General features: G+C 60.7%; 13 protein-coding genes. 10 read left to right on the top strand and 3 right to left on the bottom strand.

The features are described 5' to 3' along the window. Nucleotides 1-5: 5 nt before the first annotated feature. From PPL01S_RS01715 to PPL01S_RS01705, 3 genes are all read left to right on the top strand, one after another. Nucleotides 6-2594, top strand: coding sequence for a TonB-dependent receptor (locus PPL01S_RS01715; protein WP_028625187.1), 2589 nt, complete (start codon nucleotides 6-8; stop codon nucleotides 2592-2594). Between the two features lie 132 nt (nucleotides 2595-2726). Next, nucleotides 2727-3320, top strand: coding sequence for a biliverdin-producing heme oxygenase (locus PPL01S_RS01710; protein ID WP_016392203.1), 594 nt, complete (start codon nucleotides 2727-2729; stop codon nucleotides 3318-3320). 53 nt (nucleotides 3321-3373) lie between these two features. Beyond that, nucleotides 3374-3787: a YbaN family protein gene (locus PPL01S_RS01705; RefSeq protein ID WP_016392202.1), complete on the top strand. Its 414-nt coding sequence runs from the start codon at nucleotides 3374-3376 to the stop codon at nucleotides 3785-3787. Here the strand turns inward: PPL01S_RS01705 and arcD (PPL01S_RS01700) are convergent. Further along, nucleotides 3767-5194 (bottom strand): arginine-ornithine antiporter, encoded by a 1428-nt coding sequence (gene arcD, locus PPL01S_RS01700; protein WP_016392201.1) that lies wholly within the window; start codon nucleotides 5192-5194, stop codon nucleotides 3767-3769. The genes PPL01S_RS01705 and arcD (PPL01S_RS01700) overlap by 21 nt on opposite strands. Nucleotides 5195-5623: 429 nt before the next feature. Between arcD (PPL01S_RS01700) and arcD (PPL01S_RS01695) the strand changes: the two genes are divergently transcribed. The 7 genes from arcD (PPL01S_RS01695) to gltS all read left to right on the top strand — a co-directional run bounded on the left by arcD (PPL01S_RS01695) (nucleotide 5624) and on the right by gltS (nucleotide 13822). Next, nucleotides 5624-7051 carry an arginine-ornithine antiporter gene (gene arcD, locus PPL01S_RS01695; protein ID WP_016392200.1) on the top strand — a complete coding sequence of 476 codons (1428 nt, stop codon included), beginning with the start codon at nucleotides 5624-5626 and terminating at the stop codon, nucleotides 7049-7051. A gap of 33 nt (nucleotides 7052-7084) precedes the next feature. Continuing rightward, the gene (gene arcA / locus PPL01S_RS01690; RefSeq protein ID WP_016392199.1) at nucleotides 7085-8338 is read left to right on the top strand and encodes an arginine deiminase; all 1254 of its coding nucleotides are present in this window, start codon (nucleotides 7085-7087) and stop codon (nucleotides 8336-8338) included. 69 nt (nucleotides 8339-8407) lie between these two features. Then, nucleotides 8408-9418, top strand: a complete 1011-nt coding sequence (locus PPL01S_RS01685) for an ornithine carbamoyltransferase (protein WP_016392198.1) — start codon at nucleotides 8408-8410, stop codon at nucleotides 9416-9418. A 134-nt stretch (nucleotides 9419-9552) separates the two neighbouring features. Continuing rightward, nucleotides 9553-10491, top strand: a complete 939-nt coding sequence (gene arcC / locus PPL01S_RS01680) for a carbamate kinase (protein ID WP_016392197.1) — start codon at nucleotides 9553-9555, stop codon at nucleotides 10489-10491. Nucleotides 10492-10546: 55 nt separating this feature from the next. After that, nucleotides 10547-10915, top strand: a complete 369-nt coding sequence (locus tag PPL01S_RS01675; RefSeq protein ID WP_016392196.1) for a DUF5064 family protein — start codon at nucleotides 10547-10549, stop codon at nucleotides 10913-10915. Between the two features lie 124 nt (nucleotides 10916-11039). Next, nucleotides 11040-12551 (top strand): transcriptional regulator GcsR, encoded by a 1512-nt coding sequence (gene gcsR / locus PPL01S_RS01670; RefSeq protein ID WP_016392195.1) that lies wholly within the window; start codon nucleotides 11040-11042, stop codon nucleotides 12549-12551. Between the two features lie 92 nt (nucleotides 12552-12643). Further along, nucleotides 12644-13822 (top strand): sodium/glutamate symporter, encoded by a 1179-nt coding sequence (gene gltS, locus PPL01S_RS01665; RefSeq protein WP_028625186.1) that lies wholly within the window; start codon nucleotides 12644-12646, stop codon nucleotides 13820-13822. Between the two features lie 110 nt (nucleotides 13823-13932). On the opposite strand, the gene PPL01S_RS24430 is transcribed toward gltS, so the two are convergent. Together PPL01S_RS24430 and PPL01S_RS01660 are read right to left on the bottom strand one after the other, a co-directional pair. Beyond that, a complete protein-coding gene (locus PPL01S_RS24430; protein WP_081663492.1) occupies nucleotides 13933-14196 on the bottom strand; it encodes a bacteriocin immunity protein in 264 nt (87 codons plus the stop codon). Nucleotide 14197: 1 nt separating this feature from the next. Further along, complete coding sequence (locus PPL01S_RS01660) at nucleotides 14198-15892, bottom strand: pyocin-S2/colicin E7-DNase domain-containing protein (RefSeq protein WP_050483649.1); 1695 nt, start codon at nucleotides 15890-15892, stop codon at nucleotides 14198-14200. Nucleotides 15893-16391: the final 499 nt, after the last annotated feature.

Here is a 16391-nt window from a genome sequence, read left to right as displayed (position 1 = left end):
TTTCGATGTCCACAGGTCCAACACGCCCGTCCACTCTTCCCCGCCGTACAGGACAACTGTCCCTGCTGACCCTGGCATTGCTCGCCAGTGGTGCCTGCAGCCTGCCGGCCCTCGCCGCGGAGCCTACCCAGGCCAGCAGCAAGCGCATGGGCGACTACCGCTTCAACATCGCCCAGCAACCGCTGGTGGAAGCCATCAACGCCTTCAGCCAGGTGACTGGCTGGCAGGTCGGCTTCAGTGCCGAACTCGCCGAAGGTGTGGCATCGCCGGGCGTACGCGGCGCCCTGGCGCCGGAAGCTGCGTTGAAACAGTTGCTGCAGGGCACCGGCCTGAACTACCGCAAGATCGGCAACGGCAATGTGGTGCTGGAACGTCAGTCGGCAGGCAACGCCATCGCCCTGCAGCAGATGACCGTCAGCGCCACCCGCAGCGCCCAGGACGTCAGCCAGGTACCCAGCACCGTCAGCGTGCAGACCCGCGAGCAACTGGACCGGCAGAACGTCAACGACATCCACGACCTGGTGCGCTACGAGCCGGGCGTCTCGGTGGCCGGCACCGGCCAGCGCAGTGGCCTGAACGGCTACAACATTCGCGGTATCGACGGCGAGCGCGTACTCACCCAGATCGACGGTGTGTCGATCCCTGACAGCTTCTTCTACGGCCCCTACGCCCAGACCCAGCGCAACTACGTCGACCCCGAGATCGTCAAGCGCGTGGAAATCCTCCGCGGCCCGGCTTCGGTGCTGTACGGCAGCAACGCCATTGGCGGCGCGGTGAGCTATTTCACCCTCGACCCGGACGACATCATCAAGCCCGGCAAGGATGTGGGTGCACGCCTGAAGACCGGCTACAGCTCGGCCGACGACAGCTGGCTGACCTCCGCCACCGTGGCCGGCCGCCAGGGCGATTTTGACGGCCTGCTGCACCTGAGCCAGCGCAATGGCCACGAAACCGAATCCTACGGCGAGCATGGCGGCAGCGGCTTGTCCCGGACCGAAGCCAACCCGCAGGACGTGCGTACCACCAACGTGCTGGCCAAGCTGGGCTGGGACTACGCCGACGATGCGCGCCTGGGGTTCACCTACGAGCGCTACAAGGATGACCGCGACCAGAACATCCTCAGTGCCGTCGGGGGGCCGTTCAACGGTGGCGTCGGCATGGGCATGTACCGCAGCCGCATGGGCAACGACACGGTGACCCGCGAACGCTTCGGCATCAACCATGAGTTCGGCCTCGAGTCGGCGCTGGCCGACCACATCAAGTGGAGCCTGAACTATCAGATCGCCAAGACCGACCAGCACACCGAGGAAGTCTACGTCCCCTTCTCCCGCACGGTCTTTCGTACCCGCGACACCACCTACAAGGACCGGCTCTGGGTCTTCGATGCCCAGTTGGACAAAGCCTTCAGCATCGGCGCAACCGACCATTTGCTGACCTACGGCACCACCCTCAGGCACGAGAAGGTCACCGGCTCGCGCAGTGGCACCGGCACCTGCCTGGAGGTTGGCGGTAGTTGCCGGGCCATCGGCCAGATCAGCGTCCCCGATACCCAAGCCTTGGTCAGCGACTTCCCGGACCCGACAGTCAACACCTACAGCCTGTTCGTGCAGGATGAAATCCGCTGGAACAACTGGACCTTCCTGCCGGGTGCCCGCTACGACTACACGCGCATGGAGCCGGAGTTCACCAACGAGTTCCTGCGTGGCTTGCAGACTTCCGGCGGCGCCAGCCCCACCAGCCTCGACGATTCGGACAAGAAGTGGCACCGCGTGTCGCCGAAGTTTGGCCTGACCTATGCCTTCGACGACAACTACACCTGGTACGGCCAATACGCCGAGGGCTTCCGCACACCCACGGCCAAGTCGATGTATGGCCGCTTCGATAACCTGGGCGAAGGTTATCGCGTCGTAGGCAACCCAGACCTTGAGCCGGAAAAGAGCAAGAGCTACGAGACCGGCCTGCGCGGCAACTTCGATGCCGGCAATTTCGACGTGGCAGTCTTCTACAACAAGTACCGCGACTTCATCGATGAAGATGCGGTGCAAAGCGCCAACCTGGGCAACACGTTCACGGCCAACAACATCAAGCACGCCACCATCAAGGGCGCCGAGGTCAAGGGGCGCTTGAACCTGGACCGCTTCGGCGCACCGAATGGCCTGTACAGCCAAGCGTCCATTGCCTACGCCAATGGCCGCAACGATGACACCGGCGCGCCGCTGAACAGCGTCAATCCGCTGACCGGCGTGTTCGGCCTGGGTTATGACCAGGCCAATTATGGCGGCCTGCTGAGCTGGACACTGGTCAAACGCAAGACCCGTGTCGACGACACCAACTTCTTCGCCCCAGATGGTTCGAGCAGCAAGTTCCGCACCCCGGGCTACGGCGTGCTGGATCTGTCGGGCTTCTACAAGGTGACCGATGACGTCACGGTCAATGCGGGTCTCTACAACCTCACGGACAAGAAATACTGGCAGTGGGATTCAGTGCGTGCCTACGACGGCCAGGGCGAGGCAGGCGTGACCCAGCCGGCCAACCTCGACCGCCTGACCATGCCGGGGCGCAACTTTGCCATCAATGTGGTGTGGGACATCTGATTTGCACTGACCTCATCGCAGGCAAGCCGGCGATGAGGTCAGAAGAATCAACACAAGACCGCAGTTTTTTTACTGTCCCGACCCCGCTGTTTCGTCTTGTCACTAGACGCCCTCATTTCCCAAGGACACCCCATGACCGACCGCCCCGCCCTGCGCTCGCAACGCCTCAACCAGGTCACCCACGCCCCGCACACCGAACTCGACGCCCTGGTCAAGTCGCACAAACCGTTCGACAGCCGCGAAAGCTTTGCCCGCTTCGTCGTCGCCCAGTACCTGTTCCAGTCCGAACTGCAGGCCCTCTATACCGATCCGCAGCTGATCGCCATCGTCCCCGACCTGGCCGAGCGCTGCCGCGCCGAGCAGGCTCGCCTGGACCTCGCCGACCTCGACACCGAAGTGCCGGCAGCGGTACCCGGTGCACTGCAGAACCCCAGCCTGGGTGAAGCATTGGGCTGGATCTTCGTCTCCGAAGGCTCCAAACTGGGCGCCGCGTTTCTGATCAAGCGTGCCGTGGCGCTGGAATTGTCCGACAGTTTCGGCGCCCGCCACCTCGGCGAACCGGCCGGTGGTCGTGCCGAAGGCTGGAAGCAGTTCACCCGTATCCTCGATGGCCTGGCGCTGTCGGCCGAAGACGACGCTGCTGCCGAACGTGGCGCAGTCGCTGCCTTCGAGCGTTTCACCGAACTGCTCAAGCATGCCTACGCTGCGGACGCTGCGCTGGCCTGACACGCCTCACCCGGCCACCCCTCCGGTGGCCGGACCGTTTTACGAAAGAGACCATGACCCGACCCGCCCCCTCGAAACTGTCGCGCCTGCTGTACGGCATCCTGGCCTATGTGAGCCTGGGCATCGGCCTGGTGGCGATCGTCATCCCTGGCCTGCCGACCACGGAGTTCATCCTCCTCGCCGCTTGGGCCGCGACCCGCAGTTCACCACGGCTGTCGGCCTGGCTGGAGAACCACCGGCTGTTCGGGCCGATCCTGTACAACTGGCGCAACGGCAAGGTGATCCAGCGCCGGGCGAAGGTCAGCGCCACCGTCAGCATGCTGCTGTGCGCGGGCTTGATGCTGACCTTCCTCGAACATCACTGGCCGGTGTTTCTGGCCATTGCCGGCATGACCCTGGGCAACCTGTGGATCTGGTCCCGCCCGGAACACCCCTGCCCTGCCGGGTCACAAGCTCAGCAGCCCTGACCACAGCAGGTAGGCCGCCAGCACCGCCCCGGCCAGCACCGCCGCGAATATCAGCTTCTCCCAGGTGGTGAACAGGGTCTGCCCCTGCTCACGCTTGGCCCGGGCGAACAGGATCACCCCCGGCGCATACAGCAGCGCCGACAGCAACAGGTACTTCAGACCGCCGGCGTACAACAGCCACACCGCATACACCAGCGCCACCGCCCCCACCAGCAGGTCCTTGCGCCGCAGCGCCGGCTGCCCGGTGTAGCTTTCGCCGCGCACGGCCAGCAGCACCGCATAGGCAGCCGACCACAGGTAAGGCACCAGGATCATCGACGAGGCCAGGTAGATCAGGCTGGTGTAGGTGCCCGCCGAAAACAGCGTGATCAGAAGAAAACCCTGGATCATGCAGTTGGTCAGCCACAGGGCGTTGGCCGGTACATGGTTGGCGTTTTCCCTGGCCAGGAAGCGCGGCATGGTCTTGTCCCGTGCCGTGGCGTAGAGAATCTCGGCGCACAACAGCGCCCACGAGAGCAAGGCTCCCAGCAGCGAAATGGCCAGGCCGATACTGATCAGCAACGCGCCCCAGGGGCCGACGATGTGCTCGAGCACCGAGGCCAGCGACGGGTTCTGCAGATTGGCCAGCTCAGGCTGGGTCATCACCCCCAACGACAGCACGTTGACCAGCACCAGCAGTGCCAGCACCCCGGCAAAGCCGATCACCGTGGCCTTGCCGACGTCCGAGCGATGCTGGGCCCGCCCCGAATACACGCTGGCACCTTCGATGCCGATGAACACGAACACCGTCACCAGCATCATGTTGCGTACCTGGTCCAGCACATTGCCGAACTGAGGGTTGCTCAGGCCCCAGATATCGCGGGTGAAGATGTCGGCACGGAAGGCAAAGGCGGCGATGACGATGAAGATCAGCAGCGGCACCACCTTGGCCACGGTGGTCACCTGGTTGATGAACGCCGCTTCCTTGATGCCCCTGAGCACCAGGAAATGCACGGCCCACAGCAGCACCGAGGCGCAGCCGATGGCGACCGGCGTGTTGCCTTCACCGAAAATCGGAAAGTAGAAGCCCAGGGTGCTGAACAGCAGCACGAAGTAGCCGACGTTGCCCAGCCAGGCGCTGATCCAGTATCCCCAGGCCGAGGAAAAGCCCATGTACTCGCCAAAGCCGGCCTTGGCGTAGGCATACACCCCGGAGTCCAGCTCAGGCTTGCGGTTGGCCAGGGTCTGGAACACGAACGCCAGCGCCAGCATGCCGACCGCCGTGATCCCCCAGCCAATCAGCACCGCACCGGCATCGGCGCGTGCCGCCATGTTCTGCGGCAGCGAGAAGATCCCGCCGCCAATCATCGAACCGACCACCAGCGCGATCAATGCACCAAGGCGTAGCTTATGTCCTGGTTCGCTCATGGGGCTCCTTTTTTACCTGTTGTCATGCGTTTGTAACGGCCCTGACGGCCAATATGGGTGCAGTTTACATATATAAGGGTTATTGAACGAGCGGTGCTCATAACCACTTTTTCTATAGACCTTACCTTTGAAAACTAGCAGCTGTCGGGCAACTAGAAAAGAAGCTGATAAAACTGAATATTCTTGTGAAAAATTTGCGATTGCGGCAAAAGCGGCTAGCTTCAGTCATCGCAGGGTTAACAGAGCGTTTGCTCTAGTAGTACATGGAGGTGCCAGCGCACAAGGCCTGCGGCAGAGCTGCCGGCACTCTCCAGGAGCCGCGTGTAGGCAATTTCCTACACACCCGGTCATGAGACTGATCTAGGTCAGGGCATGGCCTCGGCGTCGGATTTATTCTGTCGTCAACTTTCTCCTGGCAGGAGTTGTTAAATGTCTGATTCGTCCGCAAAACTAAAACTCGGCGCGCTAGTTGCACTTGTCGTCGGCTCGATGATTGGTGGCGGGATCTTCTCGCTGCCGCAAAACATGGCAGCAAGCGCCGGTGTCGGTGCCGTGCTGATAGGCTGGGGCATCACGGCCGTCGGCATGCTGATGCTGGCATTCGTGTTCCAGACCCTGGCCAACCGAAAGCCTGACCTGGACGGCGGGGTATATGCCTACGCCAAGGCCGGGTTCGGTGACTACATGGGCTTTTCTTCGGCCTGGGGTTACTGGATCAGTGCCTGGCTGGGCAACGTCGGCTACTTCGTGCTGTTGTTCAGTACTCTCGGCTACTTCTTCCCGATCTTCGGCGAGGGCAACACCCCGGCGGCCATCATCGGCGCCTCGGTCCTGCTCTGGGCAGTGCACTTCCTGGTGCTGCGCGGCATCAAGGAAGCAGCGTTCATCAACCTGGTCACCACGGTGGCCAAGATCGTGCCGCTGGTGCTGTTCGCGCTGATCTGTCTGTTCGCCTTCAGGCTCGACATCTTCACGGCTGACATCTGGGGCACCGGTACACCGGAACTGGGCAGCGTGATGAACCAGGTGCGCAACATGATGCTGGTCACCGTCTGGGTGTTCATCGGTATCGAAGGCGCCAGCATCTTCTCGTCACGGGCGGAAAAACGCTCTGACGTGGGTAAGGCCACCGTCATCGGCTTCATCACCGTGCTGCTGTTCCTGGTACTGGTCAACGTGCTGTCGCTGGGCGTGATGACTCAACCAGAGCTGGCCAAGCTGCAGAACCCATCCATGGCTGCCGTGCTCGAGCACGTGGTCGGCCACTGGGGTGCGGTGCTGATCAGCGTCGGCCTGATCATCTCGCTGCTCGGTGCCCTGCTGTCGTGGGTACTGCTGTGTGCCGAGATCATGTTCGCCGCCGCCAAAGACCACACCATGCCGGAGTTCCTGCGCCGCGAGAACGCCAACCATGTGCCGGCCAACGCCCTGTGGCTGACCAACGCCATGGTGCAGATCTTCCTGGTCATCACCTTGTTCTCCAGCAGTACCTACCTGTCGCTGATCTACCTCGCCACCTCGATGATCCTGGTGCCTTACCTGTGGTCGGCGGCCTATGCGTTCCTGCTGGCCATGCGCGGCGAAACCTACGAGCAGGCTGCGGGCGAACGCACCAAGGACTTGCTCATCGGCGCCATCGCGTTGATCTACGCCATCTGGCTGCTGTACGCCGGCGGCATGAAATACCTGCTGCTGTCCGCCCTGCTGTATGCCCCGGGCGTGATCCTGTTCGCCAAGGCCAAGCATGAAATTGGCCAACCGATCTTCACCAACGTGGAAAAACTGCTCTTCGCAGCCGTTGTCATCGGCGCCCTGGTGGCGGCCTATGGCCTATACGACGGCTTCCTGACTCTTTGACCCACGTCTTCGCACTAAATGGAGGATTGAACAATGTCCACTGAAAAACAGAAGTACGGTGTCCACTCCGAAGCAGGGAAGCTGCGCAAGGTGATGGTTTGCTCGCCGGGACTGGCGCACAAGCGCCTGACGCCGAGCAACTGCGACGAATTGCTGTTCGATGACGTGATCTGGGTCGACCAGGCCAAGCGTGACCACTTCGACTTCGTCACCAAGATGCGCGAACGCGGCGTCGACGTGCTGGAAATGCACAACCTGCTGACCGACATCGTGCAGGACAAGAATGCACTCAAGTGGATCCTTGACCGCAAGCTCACCGATGACACCGTCGGCGTAGGCCTGAAAAACGAAGTGCGCAGCTGGCTTGAAGGCCAGGATCCGCGTCACCTGGCCGAGTTCCTGATCGGTGGCGTGGCAGGCCAGGACCTGCCACAGAGCGAAGGCGCCGATGTGGTCAAGATGTACAACGACTATCTGGGCCACTCCAGCTTCATCCTGCCACCTTTGCCCAACACCCAGTTCACCCGCGACACCACCTGCTGGATCTACGGTGGCGTGACGCTGAACCCGATGTACTGGCCGGCGCGACGCCAGGAAACCCTGCTGACCACCGCCATCTATAAATTCCACAAGGAATTCACCAACGCCGAGTTCGAAGTCTGGTACGGCGACCCGGACAAAGAGCATGGCTCGTCCACCCTCGAAGGTGGCGATGTCATGCCGATCGGCAAGGGCATCGTCCTGATCGGCATGGGCGAGCGGACCTCGCGTCAAGCGATCGGCCAACTGGCGCGCAACCTGTTCGAGAAAGGCGCGGCCACCGAAGTCATCGTTGCCGGCCTGCCGAAATCCCGTGCCGCCATGCACCTGGACACCGTGTTCAGCTTCTGCGACCGCGACCTGGTCACAGTCTTCCCGGAAGTGGTCAACGAGATCGTGCCGTTCATCATCCGTCCGGACGAGAAAAAGCCTTACGGCATGGATGTTCGCCGTATCAACAAATCGTTCATCGAGGTGGTCGGCGAACAACTTGGCGTCAAGCTGCGGGTTGTCGAGACCGGCGGCAACAGCTTCGCCGCCGAGCGTGAACAGTGGGATGACGGCAACAACGTGGTGGCGATCGAGCCCGGCGTGGTCATCGGCTACGACCGCAACACCTACACCAATACCCTGCTGCGCAAGGCCGGGATCGAGGTCATCACCATCAGCGCCGGTGAACTGGGCCGGGGCCGTGGCGGCGGCCACTGCATGACCTGCCCGATCGTCCGCGACCCAATCGACTACTAACGCCCATTACACCCGGCCGCGCCCACAAAGCGGCGGCCGGGCTGCCCACCGAATTCAAGGAGAACTGTCATGGCGTTCAACATTCACAACCGCAACCTGCTCAGCCTCGAACACCACACCAGCCGCGAACTGCGCTACCTGCTGGACCTGTCCCGCGACCTCAAGCGCGCCAAGTACACTGGCACCGAGCAGCAGCACCTGAAGGGCAACAACATCGCCCTGATCTTCGAGAAGACCTCGACCCGCACCCGTTGCGCCTTCGAAGTCGCCGCCTATGACCAGGGTGCCAACGTCACCTACATCGACCCGAACTCCTCGCAGATCGGCCACAAGGAAAGCATGAAGGACACCGCCCGCGTACTGGGGCGCATGTACGATGCGATCGAATACCGTGGCTTCAAGCAGGAAATCGTCGAAGAGCTGGCCAAGTTCGCCGGCGTCCCGGTGTTCAACGGCCTGACCGACGAATACCACCCGACCCAGATGATCGCCGACGTGCTGACCATGCGCGAGCACAGCGACAAGCCGCTGCACGACATCAGCTACGCCTACCTGGGCGATGCCCGCAACAACATGGGCAACTCGCTGCTGCTGATCGGTGCCAAGCTCGGCATGGACGTGCGCATCGCCGCGCCGAAAGCCCTGTGGCCGCATGACGACCTGGTCGAGCGCTGCAAGAAGTATGCGGAAGAAAGCGGCGCACGCATCACCCTGACCGAAGACCCGAAAGCGGCGGTCAAGGGCGTGGACTTCGTGCACACCGACGTCTGGGTGTCGATGGGCGAGCCGATCGAAGCCTGGGGCGAGCGCATCAAGCTGCTCAAGCCTTACCAGGTGAACAAGGAACTGATGAAAGCCACCGGCAACCCACGCTCCAAGTTCATGCACTGCCTGCCGGCGTTCCACAACTCCGAAACCAAGGTCGGCAAGCAGATCGCCGAACAGTACCCGGAAATGGCCAATGGCATCGAAGTGACCGACGACGTGTTCGAGTCGCCAGCGTGCATCGCCTTCGAGCAGGCGGAAAACCGCATGCACACCATCAAGGCGATCCTGGTCTCGACCCTGGCCGATCTCTGACAACCAGTAGCTACAAGCTACAAGCTACAAGCTACAAGCCACAAGAAAGGCGGCTCATTACTCGGATCCGCTTCTTCTTGAAGCTTGAAGCTTGAAGCTTGAAGCTTGAAGCTGCCCCACAAAGGACATTCCCCATGCGTATCGTTGTTGCATTGGGCGGCAACGCCCTGCTGCGCCGCGGCGAGCCCATGACCGCTGACAATCAGCGCGCCAATATCCGCACTGCCGCCGAGCAGATCGCCAGGGTTCACCCCGGCAACGAACTGGTCATCGCCCACGGCAACGGCCCGCAAGTTGGCCTGCTTGCCCTTCAGGGGCTCTCCTACAAACCTGACGAAGCCTATCCGCTGGACGTGCTCGGCGCCGAGACCGAGGGCATGATCGGCTACATGATCGAACAGGAACTGGGCAACCTGCTGCCTTTCGAAGTGCCGTTCGCCTCGCTGCTCACCCAGGTCGAGGTCGACCCCAACGACCCCGCCTTCAAGGACCCTACCAAGTTCATCGGGCCGGTCTACGAAAAGGACGAGGCGCTGCGCCTGGCCGATGAGAAGGGTTGGAAGGTCAAGCCCGATGGCGACAAGTACCGTCGTGTCGTGGCCAGCCCCAAGCCGATCCGCATCTTCGAGATCAAGCCGATCACCTGGCTGCTGGAACGCGGCACCGTGGTGATCTGCGCGGGCGGCGGCGGCATCCCGACCATGTACGATCCTGACAAGACCAAGCGCACGCTCAAGGGCATCGAAGCGGTCATCGACAAGGACCTGTGCTCGGCACTGCTCGCCCGCGAGCTGCGCGCCGACCTGCTGGTGATCGCCACCGACGTCGATGCCGCGTATATCGATTACGGCAAGCCTACCCAGAAAGCGATCGCCGAAGCGCACCCCGACGAACTGGAGCGCCTGGGCTTTGCGGCGGGGTCCATGGGGCCAAAAGTCCAGGCCGCTTGCGAGTTTGCCCGCTTGACCGGTAGGGTTGCGGTGATTGGTTCGCTGGAGAACATCGAGAAGATCGTTCAAGGCACCGGTGGCACACGTGTCAGCATTGCCAAGCCAGGAATCAGCTACCGTTGAATGCAGTTGGCGGGCTACCAGAGCCCGCCATTTTCACTATCCAGAGGAGCCTGCCATGGCGACGTATGAGCCAGGTCATGTACATATCCAGCGTGCCGCGCTTAACTCGGCTGACCACAGTTACGACCTGAACATCAATTACGAGGCATCTTCGGATCCCAAGGAAGGCAGGGGCATCCAGTTCCACATGCATGGCAGCATCGAGGGCAAGTCGGTGGACGAGAAGTTCTTCCTGTCCAAGGAAGAGGTATTGCCCAGTTTTCTGATGGTGCTGAGCCGCAAGGCCCAGTCCTATCTCGCTCCACCCAAGAAATTTGAGAACCTCGGTTCGCCGCATAAGCTCTACGACGCGATGTTCGAAGACATCCGCCAGAAACTGGACATGAAATCGGGCGACGCGGTCAAGCCTGAACACTTCGAGTGAATCCTTCGCCGGCAAGCCGGCTCCTGTAGGAGCGGGCTTGCCGGCGATGCAGGCGCCGCCCACCTTGGGCTGATCACCGACTCAAGGCATACTGACGCCCTCCCCAGCCACAACCCGCCTCCCCATGCGCATCCACGTCAGCTTCATCGACCGCGTCGGCATCACCCAGGAAGTCCTGGCCCTGCTCGGTGCCCGCAACCTCAACCTGGACGCCGTGGAGATGGTCCCGCCGAACGTCTACATCGACGCCCCGACCCTCAGCCCCGCCGTGCTCGAAGAGCTGCACGACGCGCTGTTCGACGTGCACGGCGTGCAATCGGTGGACGTGGTCGACATCCTCCCCGGCCAACGCCGCCATCTGCAGCTGGATGCCTTGCTGGCCGCCATGAGCGACCCGGTCCTGGCCGTGGACAGCGCAGGCCAGGTGCTGCTGGCCAACCCGGCGCTGATCGCCCTGTGCGGCCGCGAATCGGCCGGACGCTCAGTGGGTGAGCTGTTCGGCGACCCCGCCTTGCTGCAGGCCTTGCTGGACAACAACTTCCACTTGCCGATGCGGGAAATGCAGCTCAATGGCCAGAGCCTGCTGCTGGACGCCACGCCCATCACCAACGCGGGCGGCCTGCTGACTCTGTACCCGCCCAACCGCATGGGCGAGCGCCTGTCGGCCTTGCACCACGACCATGCCGAAGGTTTCGATGGCTTGCTTGGCGAGTCCCCGGCCATTCGCACCCTCAAGGCCCGTGCCCTGCGCGTGGCAACGCTGGATGCCCCGCTGCTGGTGCATGGCGAGACCGGCACCGGCAAGGAGCTGGTGGCCCGCGCCTGCCATGCCATCAGCAGTCGCCATGCCGCGCCCTTCCTCGCCCTGAACTGCGCCGCACTGCCCGAGAGCCTGGCCGAGAGCGAACTGTTCGGCTACGCCCCCGGCGCCTTCACCGGCGCCCAGCGTGGCGGCAAGCCGGGGCTGATGGAGCTGGCCAACCAAGGCACGGTGTTTCTCGACGAAATCGGCGAGATGTCGCCCTACCTGCAGGCCAAGCTGCTGCGCTTTCTCAGTGACGGCAGCTTCCGGCGCGTGGGTGGCGACCGGGAAGTGAAAGTCGATGTGCGCATCATCAGCGCCACGCACCGCGACCTGGAACGCATGGTCGCCGAAGGCACCTTCCGTGAAGACCTGTTCTACCGCCTGAATGTGCTCAACCTGCAGGTACCACCGCTGCGTGACCGTGGCCAGGACATCCTGGTGCTCGCGCATTTCTTCATGCAGCAGGCCTGCACGCAGATCCAGCGCCCGCCGTGCCGGCTGACGCCCGCCACCCATTCGGCGCTGCTGGCCAACCCCTGGCCGGGCAACGTGCGCCAGTTGCAGAACGTGATATTCCGCGCCGCAGCCATTTGCGAAGGCAACCTGGTGGACATCGGCGACCTCGACATCGCCGGGACTTCGGTGGCACGGGGGCAGGATGGGGAAGTGGCGAGCCTGGAACAGGCGGTGGGCGACTTCGAACGGGAACTGCTGCAGCGCTTGTACGCCAGCTACCCGTCGACACGGCAGCTGGCCGGGCGCCTGCAAACCTCACATACCGCGATTGCCCAGCGCCTGCGCAAATACGGCATTCCGAAAACTAATCCCTAAGCTTTTTCAGACTTCACCTACACATATACAGGCAGTTTCGCCACGAAAATGGAGGCCCCGTTCACGTTGCTGACATAACAAAGAGTTACCTGATGCTTGAACTCGATTTCTATGGAACGCTGGTCGCCGCCTCACTGGTCCTTCTACTTGGGCGCGGCCTCGTCACCCGCGTCACCTTCCTGCGTATCTACAACATTCCAGAACCGGTAGCCGGCGGCCTGGTGGTTGCCTTGATACTGCTGGCCCTGCGCAGCTTCGATGTGCAGGTGCAGTTCGACACGTCGCTGCAATCCCCGCTGATGCTCGCCTTCTTTGCCACCATCGGCCTGAATACCGACCTGGCCAGCCTGAAGAAGGGCGGCCGCGTCGTGGCTATCTTCCTCTTTGCGGTCACCGGCCTGCTGGTGGTGCAGAACGCCATGGGCATCGGCCTGGCCACGGCATTGGGGCTCGACCCCTTGATGGGCCTGCTGTCAGGTTCGATTTCCCTGGCGGGCGGTCATGGCACAGGCGCTGCCTGGGGTGCGACTTTCAGCGAAAAGTACGGGCTTGCCTCCGCTTCGGAACTGGCATTGGCTGCCGCGACATTCGGCCTGGTCCTCGGCGGCCTGATTGGCGGACCCGTCGCCCGCCTGCTGATCAGCCGCGTGCAGACACCCGGCCTCGAACAGGAAACACCCCGCGTGCCCAAAGGCTTCGAACAGCCGAACAAGGAACGTCTGATCACGCCTTTTTCAATGATCGAGTCCCTCGCACTGATCGCGATCAGCCTGATGGGCGGCTCCTTGCTCAACGGCCTGTTGCTCGGTACTTCGTTCGAACTGCCGACCTTCGTCTGTGTCCTGTTCGTAGGCGTCGTGGTGCGCAACGGGCTTGCAGCGATCGGCCTGTACCAGGTGTTCGAGCGGGAAGTCTCGGTGCTGGGCAATGTCAGCCTGTCACTGTTCCTGGCGATCGCCCTGATGTCGCTGAAGCTGTGGGACCTGGCGGTGCAGACGCTGGTGATGGCGTTGTTCGCGATATTCGTGACCTTCAGGGTCATGGGCAGCAACTACGATGCGGCAGTACTGGCGGCCGGGCACTGTGGTTTCGGCCTGGGCGCCACACCGACCGCCATTGCCAACATGCAAGCGGTGACGCAACGCTACGGCCCTTCGCAGATCGCGTTTCTGGTGGTGCCGATGGTGGGCGCGTTCTTCATCGACATCATCAATGTGATCGTGATCAAGTTGTATCTGGCATTGCCTTTCTTCGTCGTGCCCTTACCATGACTGGACTCGTTTGAATTCCAAAAAATATGTCTTGCATCGAGGCGGTATCACAACAGCTACAGATACCGCCCCGATCATTGAAGGTAATGCAGATGGCAAATCGACGAAGACTACTCAGCTTTGAAGCCCGGAAGACCTTGCTCAGCCCGCCACGCTTTCACTACCTGTACTATTTCCCCAGGGTCATCTTTCATCCCATGCCTAGTCGGATGAAAAATCAAACTGGCACCTAAGGGGTGCTCAACCATTTTCTCGAACTCAAGAATTGCTTTAGTATGCGAACGCTCATTAGGGTAAATACGAGGATCGGCATTATATATACCCGCTACAAATTCAAAGAACGCTCTTTCCGTGTAATCTGATATTTTCACCATTTCAATCACCCCTATGAAACTTGATATGAAATTTTGGCGATAGGATCACCATATTATCTATATCGTATACGCCTCCACCGTCGGCAATCCTTTGCTTATGGTGAATTTCATATTTCACCCTACCTCCTACACGCTCATTGGGTAGCGCCAGGGGTGCCAAACCTCGCCTCATCATCATGATATCACCATGGTCGAATTGCGCAGAAAACTCCTGACTGTTGGATAACAGCATCCAGAATTCGATACGAAACGCCCCGAAATCCCTGAATTTCCGCCCTCGCATTTCGTTGGCAATCCCTTCTGGAATTCCACGCCCTTTTTCGTTACCTTCAACCAATAGATGACCCTCTGTCAATTCGCCTTTACCTGTGACCACCCCCGGCATATACCGTCGACTCTTGAACATCACATAGATCGGCGGCAACCCCGAGTCGACGGGAAAGATGATGACGTAATCATCAAACCCAGTGTCCTCAAGTTCCGGGAATGAATCCAGCCGCCCTTCTATCGGCTCAAGGGTTGGCCCCACATGTGTTGTAACTGACGGCGGGGTGGCCGGCGACGTTGTCGAACTGCTCTCTGACGTGGAGACAGGCGTCCATAGCAGTGTTCTGGGTGGCATATCCTCGGTCGTTACGGAGTAACTACCGTTCTCGGCATTGAACGTTGCCGCCAGCACCCTGACCGCCAAGAGCTCAGCCGCGCCATCAGTCCGGGCGACGAACACTTCCTCTCGGTTGGCCTCTTCGCTTTGGCTCCCCATCCTTACCGACAGGTCTACCACCCCGCTGGCCAAGGCAGCCGCTTGCGCCTCACTGTCAAGATCCACAGCAAGATCGGCTAACGGTGTACTGAGCAGGTAATTATTCGGTAGCTCTCCGTCACCCAGCTCGGACGGGTACAACAACGCCGCAATTCCGACCGCTAAAGGCCCAGCAAGTATCCCTTGAGCATTCTTCAGTTCAGCGATGGCAGCACTGATCGCTTGAGCCAGTGTATTAACTGCACCAAGCTGCCCAGTAGCACTGAAAGCCGTTACAAAACGCGGCGCAGCGACCGCCGAGAGTTCAAGGTTGTACGTGTTGGCTGCCCGGGCGGCTGACAGACCTCGCTCCTTTTGCGCCTCGGCCTCCGCCAGTGCCCGCTCTTGCTCTCTGGCCATGGCTTCAGCTTCCTGCCGTGCCCTGGCCTGAGCTTCCGCCTCCTGCCGTGCCCTGGCCTGGGCCTCTGCTTCAACTCTAAGTTGCTCTTGCGCAGTGTGGAGCGCCTGTTGCAGCGCTGCTATCTGCGCGTGAAGCATCTTTATTTCGGCTTCTCGCAATTGCACCGTGTATGCTGCGCGATAAGCAGCATTCAAAGCCTCTTGAGTATTCGAGACCTTTATACGACCGGTAGCAATATTCTGGAACGTGGCAGCGGCATAATACCCAGCACTCTTACCAAATGGCGATGAGCCATAATAGCTATTAGCTAGCTTCTGTTGTTTGCCCAAATCAATCGTTTTGCGATTTAACAAGACTGTCCGAGCAGCGATGTCCTTTTGGAAGCTTTCGATGTCCGATCGCTGAGCACTACCCAGCCCCTTGCGCACTGCAGAAACTTCTTGTTCAAGTAGACCAGCCAGTTTAGACAAACTTTTCAAATAAACGACTCTAGCGGCATCATCAGCGATTTTCATCGCGCCAGCTGCGGACATCTTGAAACCTTCCAAAATCGGCCCCACATGATTCGCAACGCTACCCCCTGGCGCAGAGCTCGCAATGCGTGGAGGTTGTGCTCCGACATGGGTGGGTGGCAATATAACTTGTCTCTTTTTTCGGGCCATATAAATCTCCCTGAGAATCTCTCATTAGCCTCGTTCACACCGACCACAACACTCACGATTCGCATTAATAAGTTTCAGGGCGAGAGAAATCGAGAAAAGTGGCTTAGCCAATTCCCCTTACCGCCTCACAAAAAGAATACAAATCACTATTGCGCCGGAGCGCCCAGCCTAATACAGCACTTGGAGAAAAAGAGAATTCTCTGTGAAAATAGACAAGTCCTACAACCAAGGGGCAAATAACTGTCAAACAAATACTTGTTCGTAACCCATCGCTTATTAAAAATAGCAACCGCCCATTGTATGGAGACGCTGCGTAATCGCACCCGGCCGCATTCGCCATCCCGAATTCCATGGAGGACAGCCAAGACCA

It is taken from the genome of Pseudomonas plecoglossicida NBRC 103162 = DSM 15088 (genome assembly GCF_000730665.1).
GTDB classification, from domain to species: Bacteria; Pseudomonadota; Gammaproteobacteria; order Pseudomonadales; family Pseudomonadaceae; genus Aquipseudomonas; species Aquipseudomonas plecoglossicida.
Note: the sequence above shows the minus strand (reverse complement) of the source record. Positions and strands in the feature narration are given on the sequence as shown.